Genomic DNA, 25,375 nt, shown 5'->3' on the forward strand with positions numbered 1-25,375 from the left:
GTCGCGGAACAGGGGTTCCGTCCCAACGCCGCGCCCGGCCAAAGGCTCCGCTTGCGAGGAAATCCAGCGCGACGGTTGCGTAGTGATACACTATAACATATCAAGTCCGTGACTTTGTAACGGGGATGCGTGCCTTGCGACTTCAAACCTTCCTGCTGACCGCCGCCGGGGCCGCCGCCCTCTCCACATCCGCCGTCGCGGCCGATGACGTCATCCAGACCGCGCATCAGGACGAGCCGACCGAGATCGCCGATGTGGTGGTCCGCGCCCTGCCCCTGGGCCGGGCTGGCGACGACGTAGGCTCGCACGTCGCCCTGCTGAGCGGCGACGACCTGGTCCACCGCCGCCAGTCGACCCTGGGCGACACCCTGGGCGGCATTCCCGGCGTCAACTCCGACACCTTCGGCGGCGGGGCCAGCCGCCCGGTGGTCCGCGGTCAGTCCGCCCCCCGCGTCAAGGTGCTGAGCGAAGGCGCAGGCCTGATGGACGCGTCGGAGGTTTCACCCGACCACGCGATTTCCGGCGAGCCCCTGCTGCTGGAAGGCATCGAGATCCTGCGCGGCCCCTCGGCGCTTCTCTATGGGGGCGGCGCCATCGGCGGGGCGGTCAACCTGCTGGACAAGAAGATTCCCACCCGCATCCCCGCGAACGTTGGCGAGGGCGTGGTCGAATATCGTCGCGGCGCGGTCGACAACGAAGAGGCCGGCGTGGTCGGCATGACGGTCGGCGCCGGGAACTTCGCCGTCCGGGTCGAGGCCGCCGCCCGCAAGGCGGACGACTACAAGGTTCCCGACTGGGACGAACCTCGCTTGGACGGCTCCTACAACAAGACCTCGACCGCGACGCTCGGCGCCTCCTACATCGGGTCGCGCGGCTATCTGGGCGCGGCCTACACCGAACAGACCAGCCGCTATGGACTGGCGGGCCACGAGCACGAATTCGAGGGTTGCCACCCGCACGGCGACACCCTGCATTGCGGCGACCATGACGGTGGCGACGACGGTCACGATCACGACCACGGCGACGAAGACCATGGCGTGCCCGAGGTCCGGCTGAAGAGCCGCCGCTTCGATGTGCGCGGCGAACTGCGCGATCCCCTGCCCGGTATCGAGAACCTGCGCCTGCGCGCCGGCTACACCGACTATCAGCATCAGGAACTGGAGGAAGGCGTCGTCTCGACCACCTTCACCAACGAGGGTTACGACGGCCGTATCGAGGCCCAGCACCGCGAGATCGCGGGCTTCAAGGGCGTGGTCGGCCTGCAACTGAGCAAGAGCGACTTCGCCGCTGTGGGCGAGGAAAGCTTCCTGGCCCCCAGCACGACCAGGAACACCGGCCTGTTCGTGATGGAGGAGTATGAGCTGGGCGACTGGCACCTGGAAGGCGCCCTGCGCCAGGAGTGGCAGGAGGCCTCGGCTCTGGGTCTGGCCGACACCGAGCACAAGCCCTTCTCGATCTCGGGTTCGGCGGTCTGGCACTTCATGCCCGGCTGGTCGGGCGCGATGTCGCTGTCGCGCTCGCAGCGCGCCCCGTCGGCCCAGGAGCTCTATGCCGACGGCGTCCACCTGGCGACCAACACCTATGAGATGGGCGACAGCCGCCTCGATGTCGAAACGGCCAATGCGCTGGAACTGACCCTGCGCAAGACGGCAGGGGCCACCACGGCCTCGGTCAGCGCCTATCACTACGTCTATGACGACTACATCTTCGCCCGGACCCTGGACCAGTTCGAGGACTTCCGCCTGATCCGCTACAGTCAGGCCGACGCCACCTTCACCGGCCTGGAGGGCGAGGTGCGCCAGCAGCTGACGCCTTGGCTGTCGGCCACGGTCTTCGGCGACTATGTGCGCGGTGAACTGAAGGGTGACGGCGGAAACCTGCCCCGCATCCCGGCCGCTCGCCTCGGCGTCCGCGCCGAGGCCTTCTCGGGTCCGTGGTCGGGCGATGTCGAATACAGCCGCACCTTCAAGCAGAACGACATCGCCGCCTTCGAGCGCGAGACGCCCGGCTACAACATGGTCAACGCCACCGTGGCCTATGATGTCGATTTTGCGGGCATGAAGTCGCAGGTCTTCCTGCGCGGGACCAACCTGCTGGACGAGCTGGCGCTGAACCACGCCTCCTTCCTGGCCGAGACCGCGCCGCAGCGGGGCCGCAACCTGGTGGTGGGCGTCCGCGCCCGCTTCTGACTTCATCAGAGCTAGAAAAAAGAAGGGGCGGCGTGCGACGGACGCCGCCCCTTCGTGCGTTAGACTGCTGTCGGGCCTGCCGTGACATTTCCGCGTCATTACAGGCTGTTAATCTGACAGAGCCCGTGTCGCCATTATTCGGCGCACATCGGTCTTCAAGCAGGTCGACGCTCACGCTTTCGGTCTAGCCAGGACTCTTCATGTCGCCCGTCGTTCTGCTTCTCGCTCTCGCCTCGCTCGATCCCAATGCGGAGACGACGCCCGCGGTCGCGCCGCAGACCCAGACGCCCGCCACCCCCGCCATCAACGAGCAGGAAGCCTATGACCTGGGCGAGATCCAGGCCGTCTCCACCCGGCGACGCGGCGCAGCCCTGGGCGACTACGAACCCGAACTGGTGCTGGATGAGGAGCAGCTGAAGGCCTATGGCGCCAGCAGCATCCAGGAGCTGATGACCCTGCTGGAGCCGGTGACGCGCAGTTCGCGCGGCGGCTCGCCGGTCTTCCTCGTCAACGGACGGCGCATTTCGGGCTTCCAGGAAATCCGCGGCATCCCGCCCGAGGCCATCGAACGCACCGAGATTCTGCCCGAGGAAACCGCCCTCTCCTATGGCTACAGCGCCGATCAGCGGGTGGTGAACTTCGTCCTCAAGGCCGACTTCCGCTCGGTGACGATGCAGGCCAGCGTCCGTCGCCCGGATCAGGGCGGTCGCACGGTCAGCGACCTGGAAAGCAACATCCTGCGCATCGCCGGCAAGCAGCGCGCGACTCTGGACCTTGAATACGAGAACGACAGCCCCCTGTTCGAAACCGAACGCGACATCGTGCGTGATGACGGCGCCCCCACCGCCTACCGCACCATCCTGCCCAAGAGCGATCAGGGCTCGGTCGCCGGGTCCCTGGTGCGCGATCTGAACGACACCACCGCCCTGACCCTGAGCGCCAGCCTGGATGACACCTCAAGCCTCAGCTATTTCGGCCTGCCCGGCGTCGATCTGATCCTGCCCCCCTCCACAGTTCCGGAAGGCCTCTATCTGGATGCGCCGGGCGCCCTGTCGCGCACCACCGACACCCTCTCGGGCAAGGTCGGGGCCCTGTTGGACGGCTATCTGGGCGACTGGCGCTGGACCCTGACGGGCGGCTACAACCGCACCGAGACCAAGACGCGCACCGGGCGCGGCCTCGACGACGACGCCCTGCAAGCCGGAGTGACGGCGGGCGTGATTGATCCGTTCGGGGACGCGAGCCTGCTGCCGCTGCTCCCCTTCGACACCGCTCGCTCGGTGTCGAGCAGCGCCAATGTCGAGGCCATCATCAACGGCAACGCCTGGGAAGGCCCGGCGGGCGCCCTGTCCTCGACCTTCAAGGTCGGCTTCGACACCCAGTCGCTGGATTCCGAAAGCCTGCGCTATTCGCTGGCTGATCAGGACAGCGTCTTCTCCGAACGCTCCCTGTCGCGCGACCGGACCAGCGCTTCGGGCAATTTCAACCTGCCGATCGCCAGCCGCGACCGTGAGGTTCTGGGCGTGCTGGGCGACCTGTCGGCCAACCTGAACCTGGCCTATCAGGACCTGTCCGACTTCGGCGGGTTGAGCGCCTACACCCTGGGGCTGAACTGGTCGCCGTGGAGCCCGGTCAACTTCAACGTCAGTTGGTCGGACGAGCAGAACGCCCCGTCGATGTCGCAACTGAACGACCCGACCATCTCGACGCCAAACGTGCCGGTCTATGACTTCGCCACCGGCCAGTCGGTCAACATCACCCGTATCGAGGGCGGCAATTCCGGCCTGTCCGAAGAGACCAAGCGGGTGCTGAAGCTGGGCTTCAACCTGACGCCGCTGAAGGACAAGGACCTGCGGCTGACGGCCAACTACACCCGCACCGAAATCGAAGGCTCCATCGCCGCCTTCCCCACCATCACGCCGGACCTGGAAGCGGCCCTGCCCGAACGGTTCACGCGCGATCTGGACGGCAATCTGGTGTCCATCGACGCCCGGCCGCTGAATTTCCAGAAGGCCGAGCAGCAGGAAATCCGCTGGGGCCTCAACTTCTCGACGCCCTTCGGCAAGCCTGATCCGGCGGCGGCCGCCCGCATGGGCCAACGCGGTCCGGGCGGCGGCGGCATGCGCGGCGAAGGCGGCGGCCCGCCTCCCGGCGGCGGCGCAGGCGCGGGCGGTCCCCCTCCCGGCGGCGGAATGCGAATGGGCGGCGGCGGGGGACGCGGCGGCAATCGCGGCGCGGCGATGCAGCCCGGCCAGGGCCGCTTCAACGTCTCGCTCTATCACACCTATCGCCTTCAGGATGAGATCACGATCCGCGACGGTCTGCCGGTTCTGGACCTGCTCGACGGCGCCGCGACCGGCTCGCGAGGAGGTCAGTCGCGCAACGAGGTCCAGTTCCAGATGGGCCTGTTCAAGAGCGGCATGGGCGGCTTCCTGAACGCCAACTGGAAGGAATCCACGCGGGTCAGCGGCGGCGCGAACGCCAGCGACGACCTGACCTTCTCCGACCTGACCACGGTCAACCTGAACCTGTTCGCCGACCTGTCGTCGCGTCAGGCCTGGGTGGCCAAGTATCCGTGGCTGAAGGGCGCGCGGGTCAGCATCGGCGTCGACAACCTGTTCGACCAGCGACTCGATGTGCGCAACGGCCTGGGCGAGACGCCCAACGCCTATCAGCCGGACTATCTGGACCCGCTGGGCCGGACCTTCCGCATCAGCCTGCGCAAGATCCTGTTCTGATCCTCCCTGCCGTCATTCCGGGGCGCGAAGCGAACCCGGAACCCAGACGCAAGGGCCTTCTCCGCCCATGCCATTGAAGCCGCCGCCTGGGCCCCGGATTGTCCCTTCGGGCCATCCGGGGTGACGGCAAAGTGGGCGGATCGCAGCCAAGAAAAAAGGCCCGGTCAGCGACCGGGCCTTTTGACTTCAGTGCGCCTCTTTCGGCGTTTCCATCAGTTCGATCAGGACGCCGCCCATCTCCTTGGGATGCAGGAAGACGACCGGCGTGCCGTGGGCGCCGATGCGGGGTTCGCCCGTGCCCAGGATGGTCACGCCCTTGGCGCGCATCTCGGCGACGGCGGCGTGGATGTCGGCCACCTCGAAGCAGACGTGGTGCTGGCCGCCCTTGGGGTTCTTGGCCAGGAAGCCGGTGATGGGGCTGGTCTCGTCATAGGGCTCGATCAGTTCGATCTGGGCCGTAGGCGTGTCGATGAAGCAGACCTTCACCCCTTGCGACGGCAGGTCGAACGGCTCGCCGATCTTCGTCGCGCCCAGGATGTCACGATACAGCTTGATCGAGTCCGCGATCGAGGGCGTAGCGACGCCGACGTGGTTCAGATTGCCGATCATTATTTCTTCTCCGCCGGCGTCGGTTGGGCATAGCCCAGACGCTGGTTCAGCTTTTCAATCAGGTCCGCCGCCGTGTCGGCGATGACCGAGCCGGGCGGATAGACGGCCGCCGCGCCCATATCGAGCAGGGGCTGGACGTCCGACGGCGGAATGACGCCGCCGACCACGATCATGATGTCCTCGCGGCCCAGCTTGGCCAGCTCGGCGCGCAGTTCGGGAACCAGCGTCAGGTGCCCCGCCGCCAGCGACGAAGCGCCGACCGCGTGGACGTTCTTCTCGACCGCATCCTTGGCGGCCTCGGCGGGGGTCTGGAACAGCGCCCCGGCGGTGACGTCGAAGCCAATGTCGCCGTATCCGGTGGCGACGACCTTCTGGCCCCGGTCGTGGCCGTCCTGACCCAGCTTGGCGATCAGGATACGGGGCGGGCCGCCGTCGTTCTCGACGAAGGTGGCGACCATGTCGCGGGCGCGGGCGACCTTGGGATCCTTGCCCGCCTCCTTGCCATAGACGCCCGAGACGGTCTTCACCGTGGCGACGTGGCGTCCGAAGGCGGCCTCCAGCGCGTCGGATATCTCGCCCACCGTGGCCTTGGCGCGGGCGGCCTTAACCGCCAGTTCCAGCAGGTTGGCGTTTCCGCGCGCGCCAGCGGTCAGGGCTTCCAGAGCGGCGTCGGTCGCGGCCTGATCGCGTTCGGCGCGCAGCTTCTTCAGCTTCTCGATCTGGGCGGCCAGGACGGCGGCGTTGTCGACCTTCAGCATCGGAATGTCGTCGGGCGTGTCGTTCAGATAGCGGTTCACGCCGACCACGGTCTGCTTGCCAGTGTCGATGCGGGCCTGGGTCTTGGCCGCCGCCTCCTCGATGCGCAGCTTGGGGATGCCGGCCTCGATGGCCTTGGCCATGCCGCCCGCCGTCTCGACCTCGGCCATCAGGGCGCGGGCGCGATTGGCCAGATCATGCGTCAGGCGCTCGACGTAGAAGCTGCCGCCCCAGGGGTCGATGGTGCGGGTCAGGCCCGTCTCCATCTGCAGCAAAATCTGCGTGTTGCGCGCGATCCGGGCCGAGAAGTCCGTCGGCAGGGCCAGGGCTTCGTCCAGAGCATTGGTGTGCAGGCTCTGCGTCTGACCGCCCGCCGCCGCCATGGCCTCGACCATGGTGCGCGACACGTTGTTGAACACGTCCTGAGCCGCCAGCGACCAGCCCGAGGTCTGGCAGTGGGTGCGCAGCGACAGCGACCGCTGGTCCTTGGGCGAGAACTTCTCGGCGACCTTTTCCGCCCACAACAGGCGGCCGGCCCGCATCTTGGCCACCTCCATGAAGTAGTTCATGCCGATGGCCCAGAAGAAGGACAGACGCGGCGCGAACCGGTCCACGTCCATCCCGGCGTCCACGCCCGCCTTGATGTATTCCAACCCGTCCGACAGCGTGTAGGCCAGTTCGATCTCGGCCGAGGCCCCGGCCTCCTGCATGTGATAGCCGGAGATCGAAATCGAGTTGAACTTCGGCGTCTCCTGCGCGGTCCACGCAAAGATGTCCGAGATGATCCGCATCGAGGGCGCGGGCGGATAGATGTAGGTGTTGCGGACCATGAACTCTTTCAGAATGTCGTTCTGAATGGTTCCGGTCAGGGCCGCGTGCGGCACGCCCTGCTCTTCGGCGGCGACGACATAGAGGGCCAGGATCGGCAGGACGGCGCCGTTCATGGTCATGGACACCGACATCTGATCCAGCGGAATGCCGTCGAACAGGGTCCGCATGTCCAGAATGCTGTCGATGGCCACGCCGGCCATGCCGACGTCGCCCTTCACGCGCGGATGGTCGCTGTCATAGCCCCGGTGAGTGGCCAGGTCGAAGGCGATCGACAGCCCCTTCTGACCCGCCGCCAGGTTGCGACGATAGAAGGCGTTGGACTCCTCGGCGGTCGAGAAGCCCGCGTACTGGCGGATCGTCCACGGATTGCCCGCGTACATGGTCGGATAGGGGCCGCGCATATAGGGGGCGAAGCCCGGCAGGCCGTGGATGGCGTCGAGGCCTTCCAGCGCCTCGGGGCCATAGGCGGTTTCGACCGTCAGGCCCTCGGGCGTCAGCCAGGGATCACGCGTCGGGCCTTCGCCCGTCGCGGTCAGGTCGAGGTCGACATTGGAGAAGTCGGGGAAGCTCATTGGGCGGCCTCCTCGGACGCGATCTCAAACGGCGCGGCGAAGCGCACCGGGGTCAGGGCGCCGTGGCGCACCGGGACGAAGGCGGGATCAGCGGCCTCGACCGGCGCGGGGCGCGGATCGGGATCGACGTATTTGGTCACGCCGACCATGTGGCGGGCGCCGTCCTTCAGCGCCGCTTCCAGTTGACCGCGGGCGCGTTCGACGCGCGGCTGGATCAGGTGGTGTTTCAGGGCGTCGACCACGCCGCCTTCGGCTTCGATCGACTGGAACTCCTTCCAGCCCGCCTCGGCCAGATCGCGAGTGCGGCTGTCCAGGAACCAGGACCCGGCGGCGGGATCATCGACCCGGCCCAGATTGGCTTCTTCCATCAGCACCAGCTGGGTGTTGCGGGCCTGACGCCGGGCGAAGGCGTCGGGACGACCCTCGGCGCGGGTGAAGGCGTCCAGCACCACCACGTCGGCGCCGCCGACCGCGCCCGCGAAGCCGGCGGCGGTCAGGCGCAGCAGGTTCGGCCAGGGATCGCGCGCCGACAGCATCCGCCGCGACGAACGGGCCTCGATGATAGCGGGCGTCTCATGGCCAAAGGCCTTGGACACGCTGGCCCAGATCAGGCGCATGGCCCGCACCTTGGCCAGGGCGTCGAAATATTCAGCATCGACGGACACGCCCAGGACCACGCCCTTCAGCGCCTGTTCGGTGCTCAGTCCGGCCAGGACGGCGGCCTTGACGTAGGCGACGGCGCTGGCGGCGGCGAAGGCCAGTTCCTGTCCCGCCGAACCACCCGCTTCATGCACCACGCGGCCCGAGGCGAGGAAGAGTTTGGCGTCAGGATAGGTGCCAGCCAGACGCGCAGCCGCCTCAGCCGCCTCGGTCACGGCCGCGTCGATGTCGCCTTCAGCGGTCTCGGCGTAGGCCGAGATCGGGTCGAGGTGGAATTGCAGCTGGGCGCGGGGCGAACCCTTGGCCACCGCCGCCAGAGCCTCGGCGGCCTTCACGCCGTCAAAGCCCGCATCCAGCGCTACCGGCGCCAGCTCCAACGCCACGCCGTCGAGCGCGGCGGCCAGCGCCGCCTCGTCGGTCGTGAACGCCCCCTTCAGCACCACCGAGGCGGCGCCGTTTTCAAGGTCGGTCAGGACGGCGGCGTTGATCGCCGCCGCCTCGTCGCCCTCGACCAGGGTGCGCAGGTCCCACGCCCGCCCCTCGGCGTCCGTGGTGCGCGGCGCGCGAAGCGCCTGCACCCCGGTTGCGTCGGCATAGAGCGGCCGGATCAACAGACCGTCGGCGTCGAGATGAAGCAGGCTTTCGATCGCCCGCCCCTTCAGCGCCTTCTCGGCCTGTTCCCGCCATTCCAGCGGCGTCGGCGTGGGAAAGGTCGTCATTTACGCAAACTCCACCAGGACGTCGTCGGCGGCGACCGGATCGCCGGCCTTGGCGCCGACCGCCTTCACCACGCCGTCACGCTCTGCCTTGAGGATGTTCTGCATCTTCATGGCTTCGATGATGGCGACGGTCTCGCCCGACTTGACCTCCTGACCGACGGTCACGGGGATGTCGACGACCAGACCCGGCATGGGCGACAGCACCAGCTTGGAGGTGTCGGCGGCGACCTTTTCAGGCAGGCGCTGATACATCTCGGCGGCGCGCGGGGTCAGGACGCGGACGCGCGCCTTGGCCGCTCGGTGGCGGATGTCGAAGCCGTCGGGCGCGCGCTTGACCTCGGCGGTGAAGGGCTCGTCATCCAGAACGGCGCGGAACTGGGCCATGCCCGGACGCCAGTCGATTTCCGACAGGGTCAGGTCGCGCTCGTCCAGCGAGATGACCAGGTCCTCGGCCTCGTCATAGGACAGCGACACCTCATGGCCTTCGCGGCCGATCAGGACCGTCCAGTCGGTGCGTTCCGACGGATCGCCCGCCTGCTCGGCCAGGACCTCGTTCATCGCCGCGGCCACGGTGATGAAGATGTCCTTCTGCGCCTCGCTGGGCTCCAGACCGCGGAAGCCGTCGGGGAACTCGTCCTTGATATAGCTGGTCGACAGCTCCCCGGACTTGAACCGCTCCTGATCCATCACCGCCGACAGGAAGGGCACGTTGTGGCCCAGACCCGACAGGTGGGTGTCCTCCAGCGCGCGGGCCATGCCCTCGACGGCCGCGTCGCGCGTCTCGCCCCAGGCGCACAGCTTGGCGATCATGGGGTCGTAGAACATGCTGATCTCGTCGCCCTCGCGGACGCCGGAATCGTTGCGGACCGTGTAGTCGCCCTGATCGCCCTCTTCCGGCTGCTCATAGCGCACCAGACGGCCGATCGACGGCAGGAAGCCGCGATAGGGGTCCTCGGCGTAGATGCGGCTTTCGATGGCCCAGCCCTTGATCGACAGGTCTTCCTGCTTGAAGCCCATGGTCTCGCCCGCCGCCGAACGGATCATCTGTTCGACCAGATCGACGCCGGTGATCAGCTCCGTCACCGGATGCTCGACCTGCAGACGGGTGTTCATTTCCAGGAAGTAGAAGCTGCGGTCCTGCCCCGCCACGAACTCCACCGTACCGGCCGAGTCGTAGTTCACGGCGCGCGCCAAGGCGATGGCCTGATCGCCCATGGCCTTGCGCGTCGCGTCATCCAGCAGGGGCGACGGCGCTTCTTCGATGACCTTCTGGTTGCGGCGCTGGATCGAGCATTCGCGGTCGAACAGCGAAACGATGTTGCCGTGCTTGTCGCCCAGCACCTGAATCTCGATGTGGCGCGGATTGACGATGAACTTCTCGAGGAAGACGCGGTCGTCGCCGAACGCGGTCAGGGCCTCGGCCTTCACTGCGGCAAAGCCCTCGGCCATGTCGGCGTCGGAATGGGCGACGCGGATGCCCTTGCCGCCGCCGCCGGCGCTGGCCTTGATCATGACCGGATAGCCGATCTCGTTGGCGATCTTCACCGCCTCTTCGGTCGATTCAATCAGGCCCATGTGGCCCGGCACGGTCGAGACGCCCGCTTCAGCCGCGAACTTCTTGGACGTGATCTTGTCGCCCATGGCCTCGATGGCGTGCGGGTTCGGGCCGATGAAGGTGATGCCCTCGGCTTCCAGACGACGCGCGAAGACCGGGTTTTCCGACAGGAAGCCAAAGCCGGGGTGGACCGCCTCGGCGCCCGACTGACGCACCGCGTCCACGATCTTGTCCTGGATCAGATAGGACTGGGCGGCGGGCGACGGCCCGATGTGGATGGTCTCGTCGGCCATCTCACAGGCCAGCGACCCGGCGTCCGCGTCCGAGTAAACGAGCACCGTCTTGATGCCCATCTTGCGGCAGGTCTTGATGATGCGAACCGCGATCTCGCCCCGGTTGGCGATCAGAATTTTCTTGAACATTTCTGGGCCTTACAGGGGGATGTTGTCGTGCTTCTTCCAGGGATTTTCCTGGGTCTTGTTCTTCAGCGTGCGCAGGGCCTTGATCAGGCGACGGCGCGTGCCGTGGGGCATGATGACGTCGTCGATGTAGCCCAGACCCGCCGCCACGAAGGGGTTGGCGAAGCGTGCCTTGTATTCGGCCTCGCGCGCCGCCAGGGCCTCGGGGTCGCCGGCCTCCTTGCGGAAGATGATCTCGACCGCGCCCTTGGCGCCCATGACCGCGATCTCGGCGGTGGGCCAGGCGTAGTTGACGTCGCCGCGCAGGTGCTTGGAGCTCATGACGTCATAGGCGCCGCCGTAGGCCTTGCGCGTGATGACCGTCAGCTTGGGCACGGTGGCCTCGGCATAGGCGAACAGCAGCTTGGCGCCGTGCTTGATCAGGGCGCCGTACTCCTGCTTGGTGCCCGGCATGAAGCCCGGCACGTCCACCAGCGTCACCAGCGGGATGTGGAAGGCGTCGCAGAAGCGGACGAAGCGCGCGGCCTTGCGGCTCGAGTCGATATCCAGCACGCCCGCCAGAACCTGAGGCTGGTTGGCGACGATGCCGACGCTCTGGCCGTCCAGACGACCGAAGCCGCAGATGATGTTCCTGGCGAAGTCGGCGCCGATCTCGAAGAAGTCGGCCTCGTCGACCATCTTCAGGATCAGCTCCTTCATGTCATAGGGCTGGTTCGGATTGGTCGGGACCAAGGTGTCGAGGCTGGCCTCGTCGCGATCCGGCTCGTCATAGCTGTCGCGCACCGGCGGCTTTTCGCGGTTCGACAGGGGCAGGAAGCCGATCAGGCGGCGAACCTCGGACAGGGCCTCCAGATCGTTCTCGAAGGCGCCGTCGGCGACCCCCGACTTGCCGGCGTGAACGCGGGCGCCGCCCAGGTCTTCATGGCTGACGACCTCGTTGGTGACGGTCTTCACCACGTCGGGGCCGGTCACGTACATGTAGGACGTGTCCTTCACCATGAAGATGAAGTCGGTGATGGCGGGCGAATAGACATCGCCGCCCGCGCACGGGCCCATGATGACCGAGATCTGCGGAATGACGCCGCTGGCGAGCGTGTTCTGCAGGAAGATGTCGGCGTAGCCCGCCAGGCTCTCGACGCCCTCCTGGATCCGGGCGCCGCCGGCATCGAACAGGCCGATGATCGGGGCGCCCGCCGTCAGGGCCATCTTCTGGATCTTGACGATCTTGGCCGCATGGGCGCCCGACAGCGAGCCGCCGAAGACGGTGAAGTCCTTGGAGAAGACATAGACCAGACGGCCGCCGATGGTGCCGCGTCCGGTGACGACGCCGTCGCCGGGGATGCGCTGCTGGTCCATGCCGAAGTCGTGGCTGCGATGCTCCACGAACATGTCGGTCTCTTCGAAGCTACCTTCGTCCAGCAGGACTTCGATCCGTTCGCGCGCGGTCAGCTTGCCCTTGGCGTGCTGGCTCTCGATGCGCTTTTGCCCCCCGCCCAGTTTGGCGGCGGCGCGACGGCGCTCGAGTTCCTCGAGGATGGCCTGGCTCATGGTTTGGGCTGCTCCCTGTAATCTTTCGTGATCACTGACCCGCTTCGTTGCAAAAAGGCAATCGCAACTTTGCAAAAGGGGCGTAAGTGCGTAAGCCTGCCAAGGTTGATGGGCTGTTTTGCAAAGTTGCGATGGCGGAAAAACTCTATCTCGGGGCCAAGGTGCGCAAGCTGCGCGAGGCGCGCGGCTGGACGCTGGAAGCCTGCGCCGGACGACTGGCCCTGTCGCCCAGCTACCTGTCGCAGATCGAGACCAATCAACGCCCGGCGACGGCGCGGGTTCTGATCGCCCTGACGCGGGCCTTCGACGTGGACGCCAGCCTGTTCGATCTGGACGGCGACGCCCGCCTGATCGCCGACCTGCGCGAGGCCGTCACCGACGTGGCCGGTCACGCCGAGGCCCCCTCGCCCGTCGAGTTGAAGCAGGCCGTGACCAACACCCCCCGGCTGGCGCGTCAGTTCCTGGCCCTGCATCAGGACTATCGCCGTCTGGACGAGCGGCTGAAGACGCTGAACGAGACCCTGGGCCGGGACGAGCGGGCGCAGGCGGCGCCCGCCCTGCCCTATGAGGCGGTGCGCGACTTCTTCCACTATCGCGACAACTACATCGACGTGCTGGATCAGGCGGCGGAGGCGCTGGCAGAGCAGCTGGGCCTAGGCGCCGGCGGCCACCCGGAGCGCGATCTGGAGGCGGCGCTGAACGACCTGTGCGGCGTGCGCCTGGCCACCGGCGAAGGCCGCGGGGCCATGCGGCGCTTCGATCCGGCGGCGCGCATTCTTTATGTGGACGCCAGCCTGCCCGGCGCGACGCGGTCCTTCCTGATGGCGCACCAGCTGGTGCTGCTGCGCTTCCACGACCTGATCGAGCACGAACTGGACCGGGCCGCCTTCGACATTCCCGCCGCGCGCGACGTCTGCCGCGTCGGTCTGGCCAACTATGCGGCGGGCGCCCTGTTGCTGCCCTATCGCCGCTTCCTCGAGGCGGCGCGCGAGCTGCGGCACGATGTGGACCGACTGCGAAACCGCTTCCACGTCAGCTTCGAGCAGGTCTGCCACCGGCTCTCGACCCTGCAACGCCCCGGCTGGCGCGGCGTGCCGTTTTACTTCGCGCGGGTGGACATGGCCGGGAACATCACCAAGCGTCACAGCGCCACCCGCTTTCAGTTCGCCCGCTTTGGCGGCGCCTGCCCGTTGTGGAACGTGCACGAGGCCTTTGGCGCCCCGGACCGCATCCTGGTCAACCTGTCGGAGATGCCCGACGGCGCCCGTTACATCTGCATCGCCAAGAGCGTGTCCAAGCCGGGCGGGTCCTTCCTCGAACCGGATCGCCGCTATGCGCTCGGCCTCGGCTGCGAGATCGAACACGCGGCGCAACTGGTCTACGCCGACGGTCTGGACCTGAGCGGCCCGCCGACGCGCATGGGCGTCAACTGCCGCATCTGCGAGCGCACCGACTGCCCCCAGCGCGCCTTCCCGCCCATCGACCGGACGCTGAGTGTGCCGGACCATGAGCGGGGGGTCATTCCCTATACCCTCAGCTGAGGGCGTAGGCGATCAGCCCATCGTCGGGATGACGAAGGAGCTGTCGGCGTGTTCCAGCTCGCTGTCAGGCCAGCGGGCGGTGACGGTCTTGGTCTTGGTCCAGAAGCGCAGACCTTCCATGCCGTGCTGGTTGATGTCGCCGAAGGCCGAACGTTTCCAGCCGCCGAACGAGTGATAGGCCACCGGCACCGGGATCGGCACGTTGATGCCGACCATGCCGACGTTGACGCGGGCGGCGAAGTCGCGGGCCGCGCGGCCGTTCTGGGTGAAGATGGCGACGCCGTTACCGTACTGGTGCTTCGACGGCAGGCTCAGCGCCTCCTCGAAGCTGGCGGCGCGCATGATCTGCAGCACCGGGCCGAAGATCTCTTCCTTGTAGGATTCCATCTCCGGCTTGACGTGGTCGAACAGCGACGGGCCGATGAAGAAGCCCTTCTCGTGGCCTTGCAGGCTGAACTCGCGGCCATCAACGACCAGTTCGGCGCCTTCTTCCACGCCCTTGTTGATCCAGCCCAGGACCTTGTCCTTGTGGGTCTGGGTGACGACCGGGCCGTAGTGGGCCTCGGCGTCCGTCGAGACGCCGACGCGCAGGTTGGGGATTTCCGAGACCAGACGCTCGCGCAGTTCGTCGGCGGTGCGCTGGCCGACCGGCACCACCACCGGCAGGGCCATGCAGCGCTCGCCGGCCGAGCCATAGGCCGCGCCGGTCAGGTCCTTGATCACCTGATCCATGTCGGCGTCGGGCAGGACGATGCCGTGGTTCTTGGCGCCGCCCATGGCCTGGACGCGTTTCCCGTGCTGGGCGCCCATCTGATAGACGTAGTGGGCGATGTCGGACGAGCCGACGAAGCTGACGGCGTGGATGTCGGGGTGGGTCAGGATGGCGTCGACCGCCACCTTGTCGCCGTGGACGACGTTCAGCACGCCCTTGGGCGCGCCCGCCTCCATCATCAGTTCGCCCAGGCGCACCGGCAGCGACGGATCACGCTCCGACGGCTTCAGGATGAAGGTGTTGCCGGCGGCGATCGCCATGCCGAACATCCACATCGGGATCATGCCAGGGAAGTTGAACGGGGTGATGCCCGCCACCACGCCCAGCGGCTGACGCATGGAATAGACGTCGATGCCGGGGCCGGCGCCCTGCGTGTATTCGCCCTTCAGCGCGTGCGGGATGCCGCAGGCGAACTCGATGACTTCAAGACCGCGCTGGATGTCGCCCTTGGAGTCGGCGATGACCTTGCCGTGTTCCGAGGACAGCAGCTCGGCCAGCTCGTTCATGTTGGCTTCGACCAGGCGCTTGAACTCGAACATGACGCGGGCGCGGCGCTGCGGGTTGGTGCTGGACCAGCCCTCGAACGCGGCTTGCGCGGCCTGCACCGCGCGGTCCATCTCGCTGACGGTCGCCAGCTGGACGCGGGCCTGAACCTCGCCGGTGTTGGGGTTGAACACGTCGCCGAAACGGCCCGATGCGCCGTCGAAGGCCGCACCGTCGATGAAGTGGCGAATGTCGCGCATGGAGGCGTTTCCCTGTGATGTCGTTGTTCGTTGCAGCATGGCCTAGCAGACCGATGGCGCGCCACCCATTGCAATCTTGCATCCTATGCTGTGCAATCCTGCAATGTTCGACTGGGACGACGTTCGCATCTTCATCGCCGCCGCGCGGGCCGGCTCGCTGGCCACGGCGGCGCAGCGGCTGGGCATAGACGCCGCCACGGTCGGGCGGCGCGTGGCGCGGCTGGAGACGGCGTTGAAGTCGACCCTGGTGGTGCGCTCGGCGTCCGGCCTGCTACTGACGGCGGCGGGGGCGCATCTGCTGGAGACGGCGCTGGACGCCGAAAGCGCCATGGAGGCCGCCGAGCGGGTGACGCGGCCCGACCTGATCGCTGGCACCGTGCGGATCAGCGCCTCGGAAGGCTTCGGCGGCGCCGTCCTGGCCCCCGCCTTGCCCGCGCTCTTGGCGGCGCATCCGGGGCTGAATGTTGAACTGGCCGCCAGTTCAGGCTTCCTGTCGCCCAGCCGTCGCGAGGTGGACATGGCCATCACCCTCAGCCCCGCCGCCAGCCCGCGCCTGATCGTCGAGCCGCTGACACCCTATCAACTGGCCCTCTACGCCGCGCCCGAGCACGTCGCCCGGCATGGCGCGCCCGACAGCGTGGACGACCTGCCCCGCTTCGACATCGTCGGCTATGTCGACGACCTGATCTATGCCCCGGAATTGCACTACCTGGACGAGATCCGGCCCAACCTGCGTCCGCGCCTGGCCTCCTCCTCGATCCGGGCGCAGCGGGACATGATCGCGGCGGGCGGCGGGATCGGGGTCCTGCCCTGCTTCCTGGCCGAGGGGCTGATGCGGGTGCTGGCCGACCAGGTGCTGATCGAGCGCCGCTTCTGGCTCAGCACCCACCGCGAGGTCCACGGCACGGCGCGACTGAAGGCGGCGCGGCGCTGGATCAAGACCCTGTGCCAGACCTCGGCGGCGCGCCTTTCCCCCTATTCGGCGCTCTCCTAGAGCCCCAGCAGGTCCGACCAGCGCCATTGGCCGGTTCCCAGCGCCAGCTTGGGCGCGCCGGGATCGTCGCTCAGGGTCACGACCACATAGCCGCGCACCGTCTGCGACTTGCACTGACGCGGCGAGAAGCCGACCACCACGGCCACCGCCTGACGCACCCCCGCCAGACCCTTGCCGTCCTGACCGGGGCTCAGCACCCAGTCGCCGTTCCAGATGACAATGGCCCGGCCGCGCGCGCCGGAGTCGCGATAGGCCTCGGTCAGACGCGCCCGGATGCGCGGGTCGTCGCGGAGGGCGTTCTGCAACCGCTCGACCATGTTGCAGACCCCGCCCGAGCCCGACCCGGAGCCTGAGCCCGACCCGCTGCCGGACCCTGTGCCCGAACCGGTCCCGGCGCCGCTGCCCACGCCCGAGCCGCCGCCCGCCGTCATCGCGCCGGCCAGGGCGCTGTCGCCGAGGAAGACATAGGAGACGCTGGGCTCGGGCGCGGCGATCGGCACCGGCTCCACCGTCGGCGAGCGCGGCGCCGGGCGGCTGGGGCGCGGCGTCGGGCGGGCGACCGGCGCGGGCGCGGCCTTGGCCGGCGCCTTCACAGGCGTGGGCGCGGGCGACGGCTTGGGATCGGGCATGGGGGCCGCAGCGGGCTGGCCGCCGCCGGCCTCCTGCTCGGCCGGTTCCGGCGCGGGCGGCGGCGGCAGCGGCTCGACCAACTCGACCTCGACCGCCTTCCATTCGGGCGGAAAGACCGGGGTCTTCACCGGCGACATCAGGATGGCGACCAGAACCAGCAGGTGGGCCGCGACGCTGACCGCCACCGTCCAGACGCGCGCGCTGCGGCGCCGACGACCGCGGGCCGAGGTCTCCGCTCTCGTCATTCAGATCCGGCCCGCCGCTGCAACGCTCCGGAGGGAGTGTATCTCGTCATCTGTATTCCACAGTCGATCTCGGCCTTCGAGACCCTCATTTGAAGGGATCAGTCACTCGCGTCAGGATCAAGGCGCTCGGGATACAACGCACAAGAGGGGTGAAAAACGCAGATATTTGAACTTTTTCTATGGTTAAGCTGGCACCTTTTCTTTCGCTGCGCGTCTCTACCGCGCCGTTCCTGCTCCGACAGGTTCGGCGAGCGCACATCCGGGACTAGCGCCCCGGCACGAAGGAGACTTAACTTGATCAAACTCACATCTCGAGCGGTGGCCGTGACCAGCCTCGTGCTGATCGGCGGTCTGGCCGCCAGCGGGTGCGCCAGCCACCGCTTCGTGCGTGACAACGTCGCCGTGGTCGATGAGCGCGTGACCCAGGTCGATAGCCATTTGACCCAGGTCGAAGGCACGGCGGGTGAAGCCCTGGCCCGCGCCAACGCCGCCCACAAGCTGGCCGAAGGCAAGTTCCTCTACGAAGTCGTGCTGTCGGACGACTCGGTGAAGTTCCCGGTCAACCGCGACGCCCTTTCGCCGGAAGCCGAACAGCGCCTGGCCGAACTGGTCCAGCGCCTGAAGGCCGAGAACCGCAACGTCTATCTGGAAATCCAGGGCCACACGGATTCGTCGGGCGACACCCGCGCCAACGAGCAACTGGGCCAGTCCCGCGCCGAAGCCGTGCGTCGCTTCCTCAGCGACCAGGGCATCGCCCTGAACCGCATGGCCACCATCTCCTATGGTGAAACCAAGCCGGTGGCGCCGAACAACACGCGCGAAGGCCGCGCCCAGAACCGTCGCGTCGCGATCGTCGTCCTGAGCTGACCGAGGGGCGGCGGCTCACAGCGGAGCCGCCGCCAGACTACGCCTTGCAGGATCGGACAGGACCGCCCTGATCGCGGTCAGGCCCACGCGCTTGCCGCGATCGGATCGAACAGGCCGCAGGCGCCGTCTGCGCCGAGACGCCCGTCCGCAGGAACGGGTCAGCCCCTTTCGCCGTCAGCCCTTGAGGCTTCTCAGCATCATCTCGTGGCGATAGGCGGCGATGTCGCTCAGGGCCGCGTCCAGCGCCGTCCTCACCCGTTCCAGTCCCGCATGGGCCTGGTCCTGTTCCCCATGCTCGACCTCGGCGCAGACCGCCGCCAGGTCATTGGCGCCGATGCCCGCGCTGGCGCCGCGAATGGTATGGGTCGCATCCCGCCAGCCCTCGGCGCTGGCGTCCAGTAGGGGCGACCAAAGCGCGGCCTGCTGGACGAACAGGCCCAGCACCTCCTCCGTCACGTCGTCCACACCGGCGGTCATGGTCTCGAGGACGGTGAAATCCACCGCCCCCGTAAGATCGCGCCGCGCCATCAGGCCACCGGACTCTTGGCCAGCCGGGCGTTCTTCGACGACCACAGCAGGTAGATGGCCAGACCGCCCAGGTTCCAGAGCAGGAAGTAGATCTGGGTCGAGGCTTTCAGGCTGAAGAAGAAGGTGATGCAGCCGACAATGGCGATGCCGCCGACCAACCACCACAGGGGTGTCTTGAACTTGCGCTCGCGGTTCGGCTCACGCACCCGCAGCACGATCAGGCTGATCCCCACGGCCATGAAGGCCATAAGGGTGCCGGCGTTGGCCAGCGAGGCCAGCTCGTCCAGACGCATGATGCCAGCCAGGAAGGCCACGACGATGGCGGTGAAGACCGTCACGACGGCAGGCACGCCGCGCTTGGAAATCCGCGCCAGGCGGTTGGGCAGCAGGCCGTCGCGCGCCATGCCCAGGAAGATGCGGCTCTGGCCGAACAGGAAGGCCAGCAGCACGGTCGGCAGGGCGATGACGGCGGCTGCGGCGATCCACTGGGCCGCAACGCCCTGACCCAGGCCGCGCATGATCAACGACAGGGGCTCGGGGCTGTCAGCGAATGAGGCCACCGGAGCCGCGCCGATCGCGGCGGCCGCGACGACGATATAGAGGACGGTGCAGACCACCATCGAACCGATGATGCCGATGGCCAGATCGCGCTCGGGCTTCTTGGTCTCCTCAGCCGCCGTGGCGATGGCGTCAAAACCGTAGAAGGCGAAGAAGATGATGGCCGCCGCCGCCATGACGCCCGTCTGGACGAAGGGGGCGCCGAAGCCATTGGGCATGAAGGGGGTGAAGTTTGCGGCGTCGAAATTCGGCAGGGCGATGACGACAAAGGCCACCAGGGCGGCGATCTTCACCAGCACCAGAAGGGCGTTCAGCGTGGCGCTTTCCTTGGTGCCCATCAGCAGCAGGCCCGTCACCACGGCGATGATGAAGACGGCCGGCAGGTTGATCAGGCCGCCCTCGACATGCGGACCGACCGTCAGGGCCAGCGGCAGGTCGACGCCCAGACCCGACAGGAAGGGAATGGCGTAGCCGGACCAGCCCACGGCCACCGCCGAGACGACCAGCGAATATTCCAGGATCAGGCTCCACCCCACGACCCAGGCGAAGATCTCGCCCAGCGAGGCATAGGTATAGGTATAGGCGCTGCCCGAGGCGGGCATGATGGTCGACAGCTCGGCATAGGCCAGGGCCGCGCAGGCGCAGACCAGGCCCGCCAGGCCAAAGCTGATCAGCACCGCCGGGCCGGCCAGACCCGCGCCGACCCCGATCAGCGTCAGGATGCCGGTGCCGACGATGGCGCCGACGCCCAGGGCCATCAGATGCGGCCAACTCAGGGTCTTCTTCAGCGCGGGCCCCTCATGGGGGGCCAGCATGGCATCGATCGATCGCCGACGGTTCCAGAACGCCATATGTGTCATTTCCTCGTGCCGCGTCTGTCGGCGGCTGATTCCGGGCGCGACCTTAGCGCGCGGAACAAACTTTAGAAAATCCCGCAATCAGCCCTTGCGCCCCCCCGGCATCCTGAGTAATAGGACGGCCCTTCGGGCAACCCAGCGGGTCGCCACGAAGAACCGGCGCCACACCAAGGGCGCAGACGACGGTACGGGTGATTAGCTCAGTTGGTAGAGCAGCTGACTCTTAATCAGCGGGTCCACAGTTCGAACCTGTGATCACCCACCATCGTCTCTCTCGATCTGTTCAGGCATGAAACTTCCCTTCCAGGGCGACTGGTTGGAGCTTCTGCTCGCCAGGTGAAGCTGCGCCCCTTTCCAAGTCGCCTTGTCGCGGGCAGGAAGGAGCCCTGCTCATTTCCTCCCCTGCGGATGCGCCCATGCCTTCTGGACTTATGGCCCTGATCGACGACGTGGCGGCGATCGCCAAGCTGGCGGCGGCCTCCATCGACGATGTCGGCGCCGCCTCCGGGAAGGCCGCGACCAAGGCGGCGGGCGTGGTGATCGACGACGCCGCCGTGACGCCCAAATACGTCACCGGCCTGTCCCCCAGCCGCGAACTGCCCATCATCGGCAAGATCGCCGTGGGCTCGATCCGCAACAAGCTCGTGCTGATCCTGCCGGTCGCCCTGCTGCTGACCGCCTTCGCGCCCTGGGCCATTACGCCCTTGCTGATGTGCGGCGGGGCCTACCTCTGCTTCGAAGGGGCCGAGAAGGTGATGGAGATGTTCGGCGACCACGCGACGGACGATGAGCCGGTCAGCGACGACCCCGCTCACCTGGAAAAGGCCACGGTCGCCGGCGCCGTCCGCACCGACCTGATCCTGTCGGCCGAGATCATGACCATCGCCCTGGCCGACGTGTCGCAAGCGCCCTTGCTGACGCAGGCAGGCGTCCTGATCGTGGTCGGTCTGGCCATGACGGTCGCGGTCTATGGCGCGGTCGGCCTGCTGGTGAAGCTGGACGACATCGGCCTGCACATGGCCAAACGCGCCTCGAAGACCAGCCGGGCCATCGGGCGCGGGCTGGTCAAGGGCATGCCAGGCGTCTTCTCGTCCCTGACCGTCATCGGCACCGTGGCCATGCTGTGGGTGGGCGGCGGCATCCTGCTGCACGGCACGCACACCCTGGGCCTGGCCTGGCCGGCCGAGCCGGTCGAGCATCTGGCCCACGCGGTCGGCGGCCTGTTCGGCCCCCTGGGCGGCGTGGTCGGCTGGACCACCACGGCCCTGCTGTCCGCCCTGCTGGGCCTAATCGTCGGTGGAGCGCTCGCCGTCGGCCTGCATCAGGCCATGCGCCTGTTCGGACGCGGCGCGCATTGACGGACAGCGTCAGGTGACCTGACGCTTCTCCAGCTTCCGCGCCAGGGTGCGGCGGTGCATCCCCAGACGGCGGGCCGTCTCGGAGATATTGAAATTGGTCTCGGCCAGGACCTCGTGGATACGCTCCCACTCCAGCGTCTTGATCGAGGTCGGGCGGGCGCTGAGGGCCGCGTCCGGGTCGCCGTCCTGACGGGCGAAGGCGGCCTCGATCTCGTCGGTGCCCGAGGGCTTGGCCAGGTAGTGGCGGGCGCCCAGCTTGATGGCCTCGACCGCGGTCGCAATGCTGGCGAAGCCGGTCAGGACGACGATGTTCAGATCTGGGTCAAAGGCGTGCAGCGTCTGGACGCAGGTCAGGCCCGAGGCCGCCCCCAGCTTGAGGTCCACCACGGCGTATTGCGGATGGTGGACGGCCAGCAGTTCGACCAGTTGCTCATGGCTGCGCGCGGACACCACCTCATAGCCGCGTCGCTCGAACGACTTGCGCAGGGTCTTGGCGAAGGCTTCGTCGTCTTCAACGATCAGCAATTGGCGGGGCGCGTCAGTCATCTCGTTCATTTCGCGGCCAGGGCCTCCAGAGGCAGGGTCAGGCGAACACAGGCGCCGCCGTCGCGTCGATTTGCGGCGACCACCCCGCCGCCCAGCTTTCGCATGACATTGACCAGAAGGAAGAGGCCCAGCCCCGCCCCTGCCCGCCCCTTGGTCGACTGATAGGGCTGGCCCATGCGTTCGAGGATTTCCGGCGCAAATCCCGGCCCGTCGTCATTGAACTCGACCGACAGCAGGTCGTCGTCCAGGGTCGCGGCGATGACCATGCGCTCGGCCCCGGCCTCATGGGCGTTGTCCAGCAGGGCGCTGAAGACCTGCTTCAGGGCCGGATCGGCGATGATGCGGGGGTCGCGCGGCGTCGGCCCGCGCAGGACCACGGCCATGGCGTCGTTGGACTTCGCGCGCCAGTCGGCCACGATCTCCGACAGGAAGCCGCCCAGGGTCGTGATGGTGGGCGCCTCGCCCCGCGCCTCGCCGGCCGACATCAGAATGCCGGTGACGATGGTCTTGCAGCGCTCCACCTCGGCCTGCATCTCGACGATGTCGGCGGTCAGGTCGGCGTCGGCCGTCAGGGTCGGCATTCGCTTCCAGTCGCTGAGGATGACCGACAGCGAGGCCAGAGGCGTGCCCAGCTCGTGCGCCGCGCCCGAGGCCAGCAACCCCATGCGGACGATATGGTCCTGTTCCGCCGCCTGTTGCCGCGCGTCGGCCAGATAGGCGTCGCGCGCCCGCACGTTCTGGGTCGAGCGCGTAACAAAGGCCACCAGCAGCACGGCGATCAGGATGAAGTTGACCAGGGCCCCGGCCTGGATCAGGCCCAGCCGCGCATCCGCGCTGGGCGGCAGCAGCAGGGGTTGATGCCACACGGCCAGCACCCCCAGACAGGCGCTGGTGACCAGAACAAAGCCCCAGGCATAGGGGGGGCGCAGCAGGACCGCCGCCAGCACGATCTGCATCAGATAGAGGGCGGCGAACGGGTTGCTGGCCCCGCCGCTGAAGAAGAGCAGCCAGCTCAGGGCGGCCACGTCCGCGAACAGGGCCAGCAGCAACTCCGGGTCGGTCACGCTTCGGCGCCGCAGGGTGACGGGCGCGCTGGCCAGGTTGATCGCCGCCAGACCGATCGGGGCCAGCAGCAGTTGGCCCAGCGGCAGGGGGATCTTCAGCCCCCAGTGGACCACGGCGATCGTCACCACCTGTCCGATGACCGCCAGCCAGCGCAACTGGATCAATAGCAGCATGTTGCGCCGCCCGGCCGCGCCCGGCGACACCGGCGCCTCGGTCTGGCCGTCCAGACCCAGCAGGCTGCGCGCGACGCGGACCGCGTTCATGGCGCCGCCCGCCGCCGCTTTTCCTCGCGCCAGAACAGGATGAAGCCCGCCGCCGACATCAGGGCCAGGCCGAACCAGGTCAGGGCGTAGATCAGGTGGCTGTTGGGGAAGCGCACCACGGTCAGGCCGCCGCGCGGCCAGCCGCCCGGATTGGGCGTGGCGTCAGCGTCGATGAAATAGGGCGCGACCGGCCCGGAAAGCCCCCTCGCCTTCACGATAGCCGTCACGTCGCGCGAGAACCAGCGGTCGCCCGCCGGGTCGTTGGCGCGCAGGAAGCCGCCGTCAGGTTCCGTCAGACGCAGCAAGCCGACGACCGTCGTCTCGCCCTCGACCTGACCGGGGGCGCGGCTCTGCGGCTTCTGACGCTCAGAGGGCACGAAGCCGCGGTTGATCAGGACAGTAAAGCCGCGATCAGCGACCAGCGGCGTCATGACCCAATAGCCGGGGCCGAGGTCCGTCACCGCCTTGACCAGGGTTTCATGCTGATGATCGAAGCGGCCGCTGACGACAACCCGACGATACTGATCCGCCTGCCGCGTGATGACCTGATCCGGCGGCGGCGCGGCGGCGGGCGCGGCGTGGATGCGGGCGTCGACCTGACGGATCAGGTCCTGCTTCCACAGCAGACGCTGCACCTGCCAGACGCCCAGGGCCGAAAAGCCCGCGAACAGCAGGGCGAACATGACCGCGCCCAGGATCAGGGCGGTCATGCTGCGCGGCGGCCGGGCGGGTCGCGACAACGGCTCTATGGCGCTTCTCCCCTGGCCTCGCCTGATCAGGCTCAGCCCATGGTCTGCATGTCGTGGGTGGGCATCATGTTGGTGTTCAGGTGATACATCACCCAGACCGACCCCGCGACGGCGATCACCACCACCACGATGGTGAAGATCAGAGCCAGCATGTTCCACCCGCCCTCGGACTTGTGATTCATGTGCAGGAAGAAGACCATGTGGACCACGATCTGCACCACGGCGAAGGCCGTGATGATCAGTCCCGTGGTCTGCGGCGCCAAGGTCTCGGTCATGACGAGCCAGAACGGGATCGCCGTCAGCACGACCGACAGCAGGAAGCCGATCATATAGGTCTTGAACGAACCATGATCGTGGTCGTCGCCGTGGTGGTGATCGTCGTGGGTCACGGCGTGGTCGTTGTGGGCTTCGGCGCTCATCGCAGCATCCCGAACAGATAGACGAAGGTGAAGACGCCGATCCAGATGACGTCCAGGAAGTGCCAGAACAGGCTGAGGCACATCAGCCGGCGCTTGTTGGCCGGGATCAGACCCTTTTGCCAGACCTGCACCATCAGCGTGACCAGCCAGATGCAGCCGAAGGTGACATGCAGGCCGTGGGTGCCGACCAGAACGAAGAAGGCCGACAGGAAGCCGCTGCGCTGGGGCGTGGCGCCGATGTGGATCAGGTGGGCGAACTCATAGAGCTCAATCCCCAGGAAGCAGAGACCGAAGACCCCGGTGATCGCCAGCCAGATCTGCATCTGGGCCGTGCGGTTCTTGACCATGGCCAGCATGGCGAAGCCATAGGTGATCGACGACAACAGCAGCATCGACGTGTTCAGCGCCACCAGCGGCAGCTCGAACAGGTCCCTGGGCGCGGGGCCGGCGGCGTAGTTGGCGCCGATCACCCCATAGACGGCGAACAGCATCGCAAAGATGAGGCAGTCGCTCATCAGATACATCCAGAAGCCCAGCATGGTGCTGTGGCCTTCCGGGTGATGCGGCTCCTCGACCGGGTGGTAGATCGGTCGCCCGGCTTCGTCGACGTAGTCCGGGTTCAGGGAAGAAGCATGGCTCATCGG

General features: G+C 67.5%; 20 protein-coding genes and 1 tRNA gene. 7 read left to right on the top strand and 14 right to left on the bottom strand.

Going from position 1 to position 25,375, the window contains the following annotated elements; genetic code table 11:
- Positions 1 to 125 precede the first annotated feature (125 nt).
- Positions 126 to 2,189, top strand: a complete 2,064-nt coding sequence (locus P0Y52_09940) for a TonB-dependent receptor (protein WEK56868.1) — start codon at positions 126 to 128, stop codon at positions 2,187 to 2,189.
- A gap of 200 nt (positions 2,190 to 2,389) precedes the next feature.
- Positions 2,390 to 4,927: a TonB-dependent receptor gene (locus tag P0Y52_09945; GenBank protein WEK56869.1), complete on the top strand. Its 2,538-nt coding sequence runs from the start codon at positions 2,390 to 2,392 to the stop codon at positions 4,925 to 4,927.
- A 186-nt stretch (positions 4,928 to 5,113) separates the two neighbouring features.
- On the opposite strand, the gene mce is transcribed toward P0Y52_09945, so the two are convergent.
- From mce to P0Y52_09970, 5 genes are read right to left on the bottom strand one after another with little or no spacing between them, the layout of a single operon-like run.
- Complete coding sequence (gene mce, locus P0Y52_09950; protein WEK56870.1) at positions 5,114 to 5,536, bottom strand: methylmalonyl-CoA epimerase; 423 nt, start codon at positions 5,534 to 5,536, stop codon at positions 5,114 to 5,116.
- Positions 5,536 to 7,695 (bottom strand): methylmalonyl-CoA mutase, encoded by a 2,160-nt coding sequence (gene scpA / locus P0Y52_09955; GenBank protein WEK56871.1) that lies wholly within the window; start codon positions 7,693 to 7,695, stop codon positions 5,536 to 5,538. The genes mce and scpA overlap by 1 nt, the downstream gene beginning before the upstream one ends.
- The gene (locus P0Y52_09960; GenBank protein ID WEK56872.1) at positions 7,692 to 9,074 is read right to left on the bottom strand and encodes a methylmalonyl-CoA mutase family protein; all 1,383 of its coding nucleotides are present in this window, start codon (positions 9,072 to 9,074) and stop codon (positions 7,692 to 7,694) included. The genes scpA and P0Y52_09960 overlap by 4 nt, the downstream gene beginning before the upstream one ends.
- On the bottom strand, positions 9,075 to 11,051 hold the full coding sequence (locus P0Y52_09965) for an acetyl/propionyl/methylcrotonyl-CoA carboxylase subunit alpha (GenBank protein ID WEK56873.1): 1,977 nt from the start codon (positions 11,049 to 11,051) through the stop codon (positions 9,075 to 9,077). It lies immediately after the preceding gene.
- Between the two features lie 9 nt (positions 11,052 to 11,060).
- Positions 11,061 to 12,596, bottom strand: coding sequence for an acyl-CoA carboxylase subunit beta (locus P0Y52_09970; protein WEK56874.1), 1,536 nt, complete (start codon positions 12,594 to 12,596; stop codon positions 11,061 to 11,063).
- A gap of 131 nt (positions 12,597 to 12,727) precedes the next feature.
- Here P0Y52_09970 and P0Y52_09975 point away from each other — a divergent pair, with 131 nt between their 5' ends.
- Positions 12,728 to 14,137 (top strand): short-chain fatty acyl-CoA regulator family protein, encoded by a 1,410-nt coding sequence (locus tag P0Y52_09975; protein ID WEK56875.1) that lies wholly within the window; start codon positions 12,728 to 12,730, stop codon positions 14,135 to 14,137.
- A 12-nt stretch (positions 14,138 to 14,149) separates the two neighbouring features.
- Here the strand turns inward: P0Y52_09975 and P0Y52_09980 are convergent, their stop codons facing one another.
- Positions 14,150 to 15,652 carry a CoA-acylating methylmalonate-semialdehyde dehydrogenase gene (locus tag P0Y52_09980; protein WEK56876.1) on the bottom strand — a complete coding sequence of 501 codons (1,503 nt, stop codon included), beginning with the start codon at positions 15,650 to 15,652 and terminating at the stop codon, positions 14,150 to 14,152.
- 103 nt (positions 15,653 to 15,755) lie between these two features.
- On the opposite strand from P0Y52_09980, the gene P0Y52_09985 reads away from it, so the two are divergent.
- Entirely contained in the window at positions 15,756 to 16,646 is an 891-nt protein-coding gene (locus tag P0Y52_09985) for a LysR family transcriptional regulator (protein WEK56877.1), read from the top strand.
- On the opposite strand, the gene P0Y52_09990 is transcribed toward P0Y52_09985, so the two are convergent.
- Positions 16,643 to 17,521 carry a hypothetical protein gene (locus P0Y52_09990; GenBank protein ID WEK56878.1) on the bottom strand — a complete coding sequence of 293 codons (879 nt, stop codon included), beginning with the start codon at positions 17,519 to 17,521 and terminating at the stop codon, positions 16,643 to 16,645. The genes P0Y52_09985 and P0Y52_09990 overlap by 4 nt on opposite strands.
- 297 nt (positions 17,522 to 17,818) lie before the next feature.
- Between P0Y52_09990 and P0Y52_09995 the strand changes: the two genes are divergently transcribed.
- Positions 17,819 to 18,388, top strand: coding sequence for an OmpA family protein (locus P0Y52_09995; GenBank protein ID WEK59475.1), 570 nt, complete (start codon positions 17,819 to 17,821; stop codon positions 18,386 to 18,388).
- 174 nt (positions 18,389 to 18,562) lie between these two features.
- On the opposite strand, the gene P0Y52_10000 is transcribed toward P0Y52_09995, so the two are convergent.
- Both P0Y52_10000 and P0Y52_10005 read right to left on the bottom strand, forming a co-directional pair.
- Positions 18,563 to 18,916 (bottom strand): Hpt domain-containing protein, encoded by a 354-nt coding sequence (locus tag P0Y52_10000; protein ID WEK56879.1) that lies wholly within the window; start codon positions 18,914 to 18,916, stop codon positions 18,563 to 18,565.
- Complete coding sequence (locus tag P0Y52_10005) at positions 18,916 to 20,325, bottom strand: amino acid permease (protein ID WEK56880.1); 1,410 nt, start codon at positions 20,323 to 20,325, stop codon at positions 18,916 to 18,918. The genes P0Y52_10000 and P0Y52_10005 overlap by 1 nt, the downstream gene beginning before the upstream one ends.
- A 195-nt stretch (positions 20,326 to 20,520) precedes the next feature.
- On the opposite strand from P0Y52_10005, the gene P0Y52_10010 reads away from it, so the two are divergent.
- Together P0Y52_10010 and P0Y52_10015 are read left to right on the top strand one after the other, a co-directional pair.
- Positions 20,521 to 20,596 (top strand) — tRNA-Lys (locus P0Y52_10010).
- A gap of 151 nt (positions 20,597 to 20,747) precedes the next feature.
- Positions 20,748 to 21,689 (top strand): DUF808 domain-containing protein, encoded by a 942-nt coding sequence (locus tag P0Y52_10015; GenBank protein WEK56881.1) that lies wholly within the window; start codon positions 20,748 to 20,750, stop codon positions 21,687 to 21,689.
- Between the two features lie 9 nt (positions 21,690 to 21,698).
- Here P0Y52_10015 and P0Y52_10020 read toward each other — a convergent pair whose 3' ends face one another.
- The 5 genes from P0Y52_10020 to cyoC form a co-directional block, all read right to left on the bottom strand.
- Positions 21,699 to 22,235, bottom strand: a complete 537-nt coding sequence (locus P0Y52_10020) for a response regulator transcription factor (protein WEK59476.1) — start codon at positions 22,233 to 22,235, stop codon at positions 21,699 to 21,701.
- A gap of 5 nt (positions 22,236 to 22,240) precedes the next feature.
- Positions 22,241 to 23,563, bottom strand: a complete 1,323-nt coding sequence (locus P0Y52_10025; GenBank protein WEK56882.1) for an ATP-binding protein — start codon at positions 23,561 to 23,563, stop codon at positions 22,241 to 22,243.
- Complete coding sequence (locus P0Y52_10030) at positions 23,560 to 24,273, bottom strand: SURF1 family protein (GenBank protein WEK56883.1); 714 nt, start codon at positions 24,271 to 24,273, stop codon at positions 23,560 to 23,562. Before P0Y52_10030 ends, P0Y52_10025 begins: the two co-directional genes overlap by 4 nt.
- 71 nt (positions 24,274 to 24,344) lie before the next feature.
- Positions 24,345 to 24,731: a cytochrome o ubiquinol oxidase subunit IV gene (cyoD, locus tag P0Y52_10035; protein ID WEK56884.1), complete on the bottom strand. Its 387-nt coding sequence runs from the start codon at positions 24,729 to 24,731 to the stop codon at positions 24,345 to 24,347.
- Positions 24,728 to 25,372: a cytochrome o ubiquinol oxidase subunit III gene (gene cyoC, locus P0Y52_10040; protein WEK56885.1), complete on the bottom strand. Its 645-nt coding sequence runs from the start codon at positions 25,370 to 25,372 to the stop codon at positions 24,728 to 24,730. The genes cyoD and cyoC overlap by 4 nt, the downstream gene beginning before the upstream one ends.
- Positions 25,373 to 25,375 lie beyond the last annotated feature (3 nt).

This window comes from Candidatus Brevundimonas phytovorans (assembly GCA_029203145.1).
In the GTDB taxonomy this organism is placed as follows: domain Bacteria; phylum Pseudomonadota; class Alphaproteobacteria; order Caulobacterales; family Caulobacteraceae; genus Brevundimonas; species Brevundimonas phytovorans.

Excerpts from the sequence above, each read along its gene's own strand:
- P0Y52_09940 (WEK56868.1), top strand. The coding sequence starts at position 126 with ATGCGTGCCTTGCGACTTCAAACCTTCCTGCTGACCGCCGCCGGGGCC.
- P0Y52_09945 (WEK56869.1), top strand. The coding sequence starts at position 2,390 with ATGTCGCCCGTCGTTCTGCTTCTCGCTCTCGCCTCGCTCGATCCCAAT.
- mce (WEK56870.1), bottom strand. The coding sequence starts at position 5,536 with ATGATCGGCAATCTGAACCACGTCGGCGTCGCTACGCCCTCGATCGCG.
- scpA (WEK56871.1), bottom strand. The coding sequence starts at position 7,695 with ATGAGCTTCCCCGACTTCTCCAATGTCGACCTCGACCTGACCGCGACG.
- P0Y52_09960 (WEK56872.1), bottom strand. The coding sequence starts at position 9,074 with ATGACGACCTTTCCCACGCCGACGCCGCTGGAATGGCGGGAACAGGCC.
- P0Y52_09965 (WEK56873.1), bottom strand. The coding sequence starts at position 11,051 with ATGTTCAAGAAAATTCTGATCGCCAACCGGGGCGAGATCGCGGTTCGC.
- P0Y52_09970 (WEK56874.1), bottom strand. The coding sequence starts at position 12,596 with ATGAGCCAGGCCATCCTCGAGGAACTCGAGCGCCGTCGCGCCGCCGCC.
- P0Y52_09975 (WEK56875.1), top strand. The coding sequence starts at position 12,728 with ATGGCGGAAAAACTCTATCTCGGGGCCAAGGTGCGCAAGCTGCGCGAG.
- P0Y52_09980 (WEK56876.1), bottom strand. The coding sequence starts at position 15,652 with ATGCGCGACATTCGCCACTTCATCGACGGTGCGGCCTTCGACGGCGCA.
- P0Y52_09985 (WEK56877.1), top strand. The coding sequence starts at position 15,756 with ATGTTCGACTGGGACGACGTTCGCATCTTCATCGCCGCCGCGCGGGCC.
- P0Y52_09990 (WEK56878.1), bottom strand. The coding sequence starts at position 17,521 with ATGACGAGAGCGGAGACCTCGGCCCGCGGTCGTCGGCGCCGCAGCGCG.
- P0Y52_10000 (WEK56879.1), bottom strand. The coding sequence starts at position 18,916 with ATGGCGCGGCGCGATCTTACGGGGGCGGTGGATTTCACCGTCCTCGAG.
- P0Y52_10005 (WEK56880.1), bottom strand. The coding sequence starts at position 20,325 with ATGGCGTTCTGGAACCGTCGGCGATCGATCGATGCCATGCTGGCCCCC.
- P0Y52_10015 (WEK56881.1), top strand. The coding sequence starts at position 20,748 with ATGCCTTCTGGACTTATGGCCCTGATCGACGACGTGGCGGCGATCGCC.
- P0Y52_10020 (WEK59476.1), bottom strand. The coding sequence starts at position 22,235 with ATGACTGACGCGCCCCGCCAATTGCTGATCGTTGAAGACGACGAAGCC.
- P0Y52_10025 (WEK56882.1), bottom strand. The coding sequence starts at position 23,563 with ATGAACGCGGTCCGCGTCGCGCGCAGCCTGCTGGGTCTGGACGGCCAG.
- P0Y52_10030 (WEK56883.1), bottom strand. The coding sequence starts at position 24,273 with ATGACCGCCCTGATCCTGGGCGCGGTCATGTTCGCCCTGCTGTTCGCG.
- cyoD (WEK56884.1), bottom strand. The coding sequence starts at position 24,731 with ATGAGCGCCGAAGCCCACAACGACCACGCCGTGACCCACGACGATCAC.
- cyoC (WEK56885.1), bottom strand. The coding sequence starts at position 25,372 with ATGAGCCATGCTTCTTCCCTGAACCCGGACTACGTCGACGAAGCCGGG.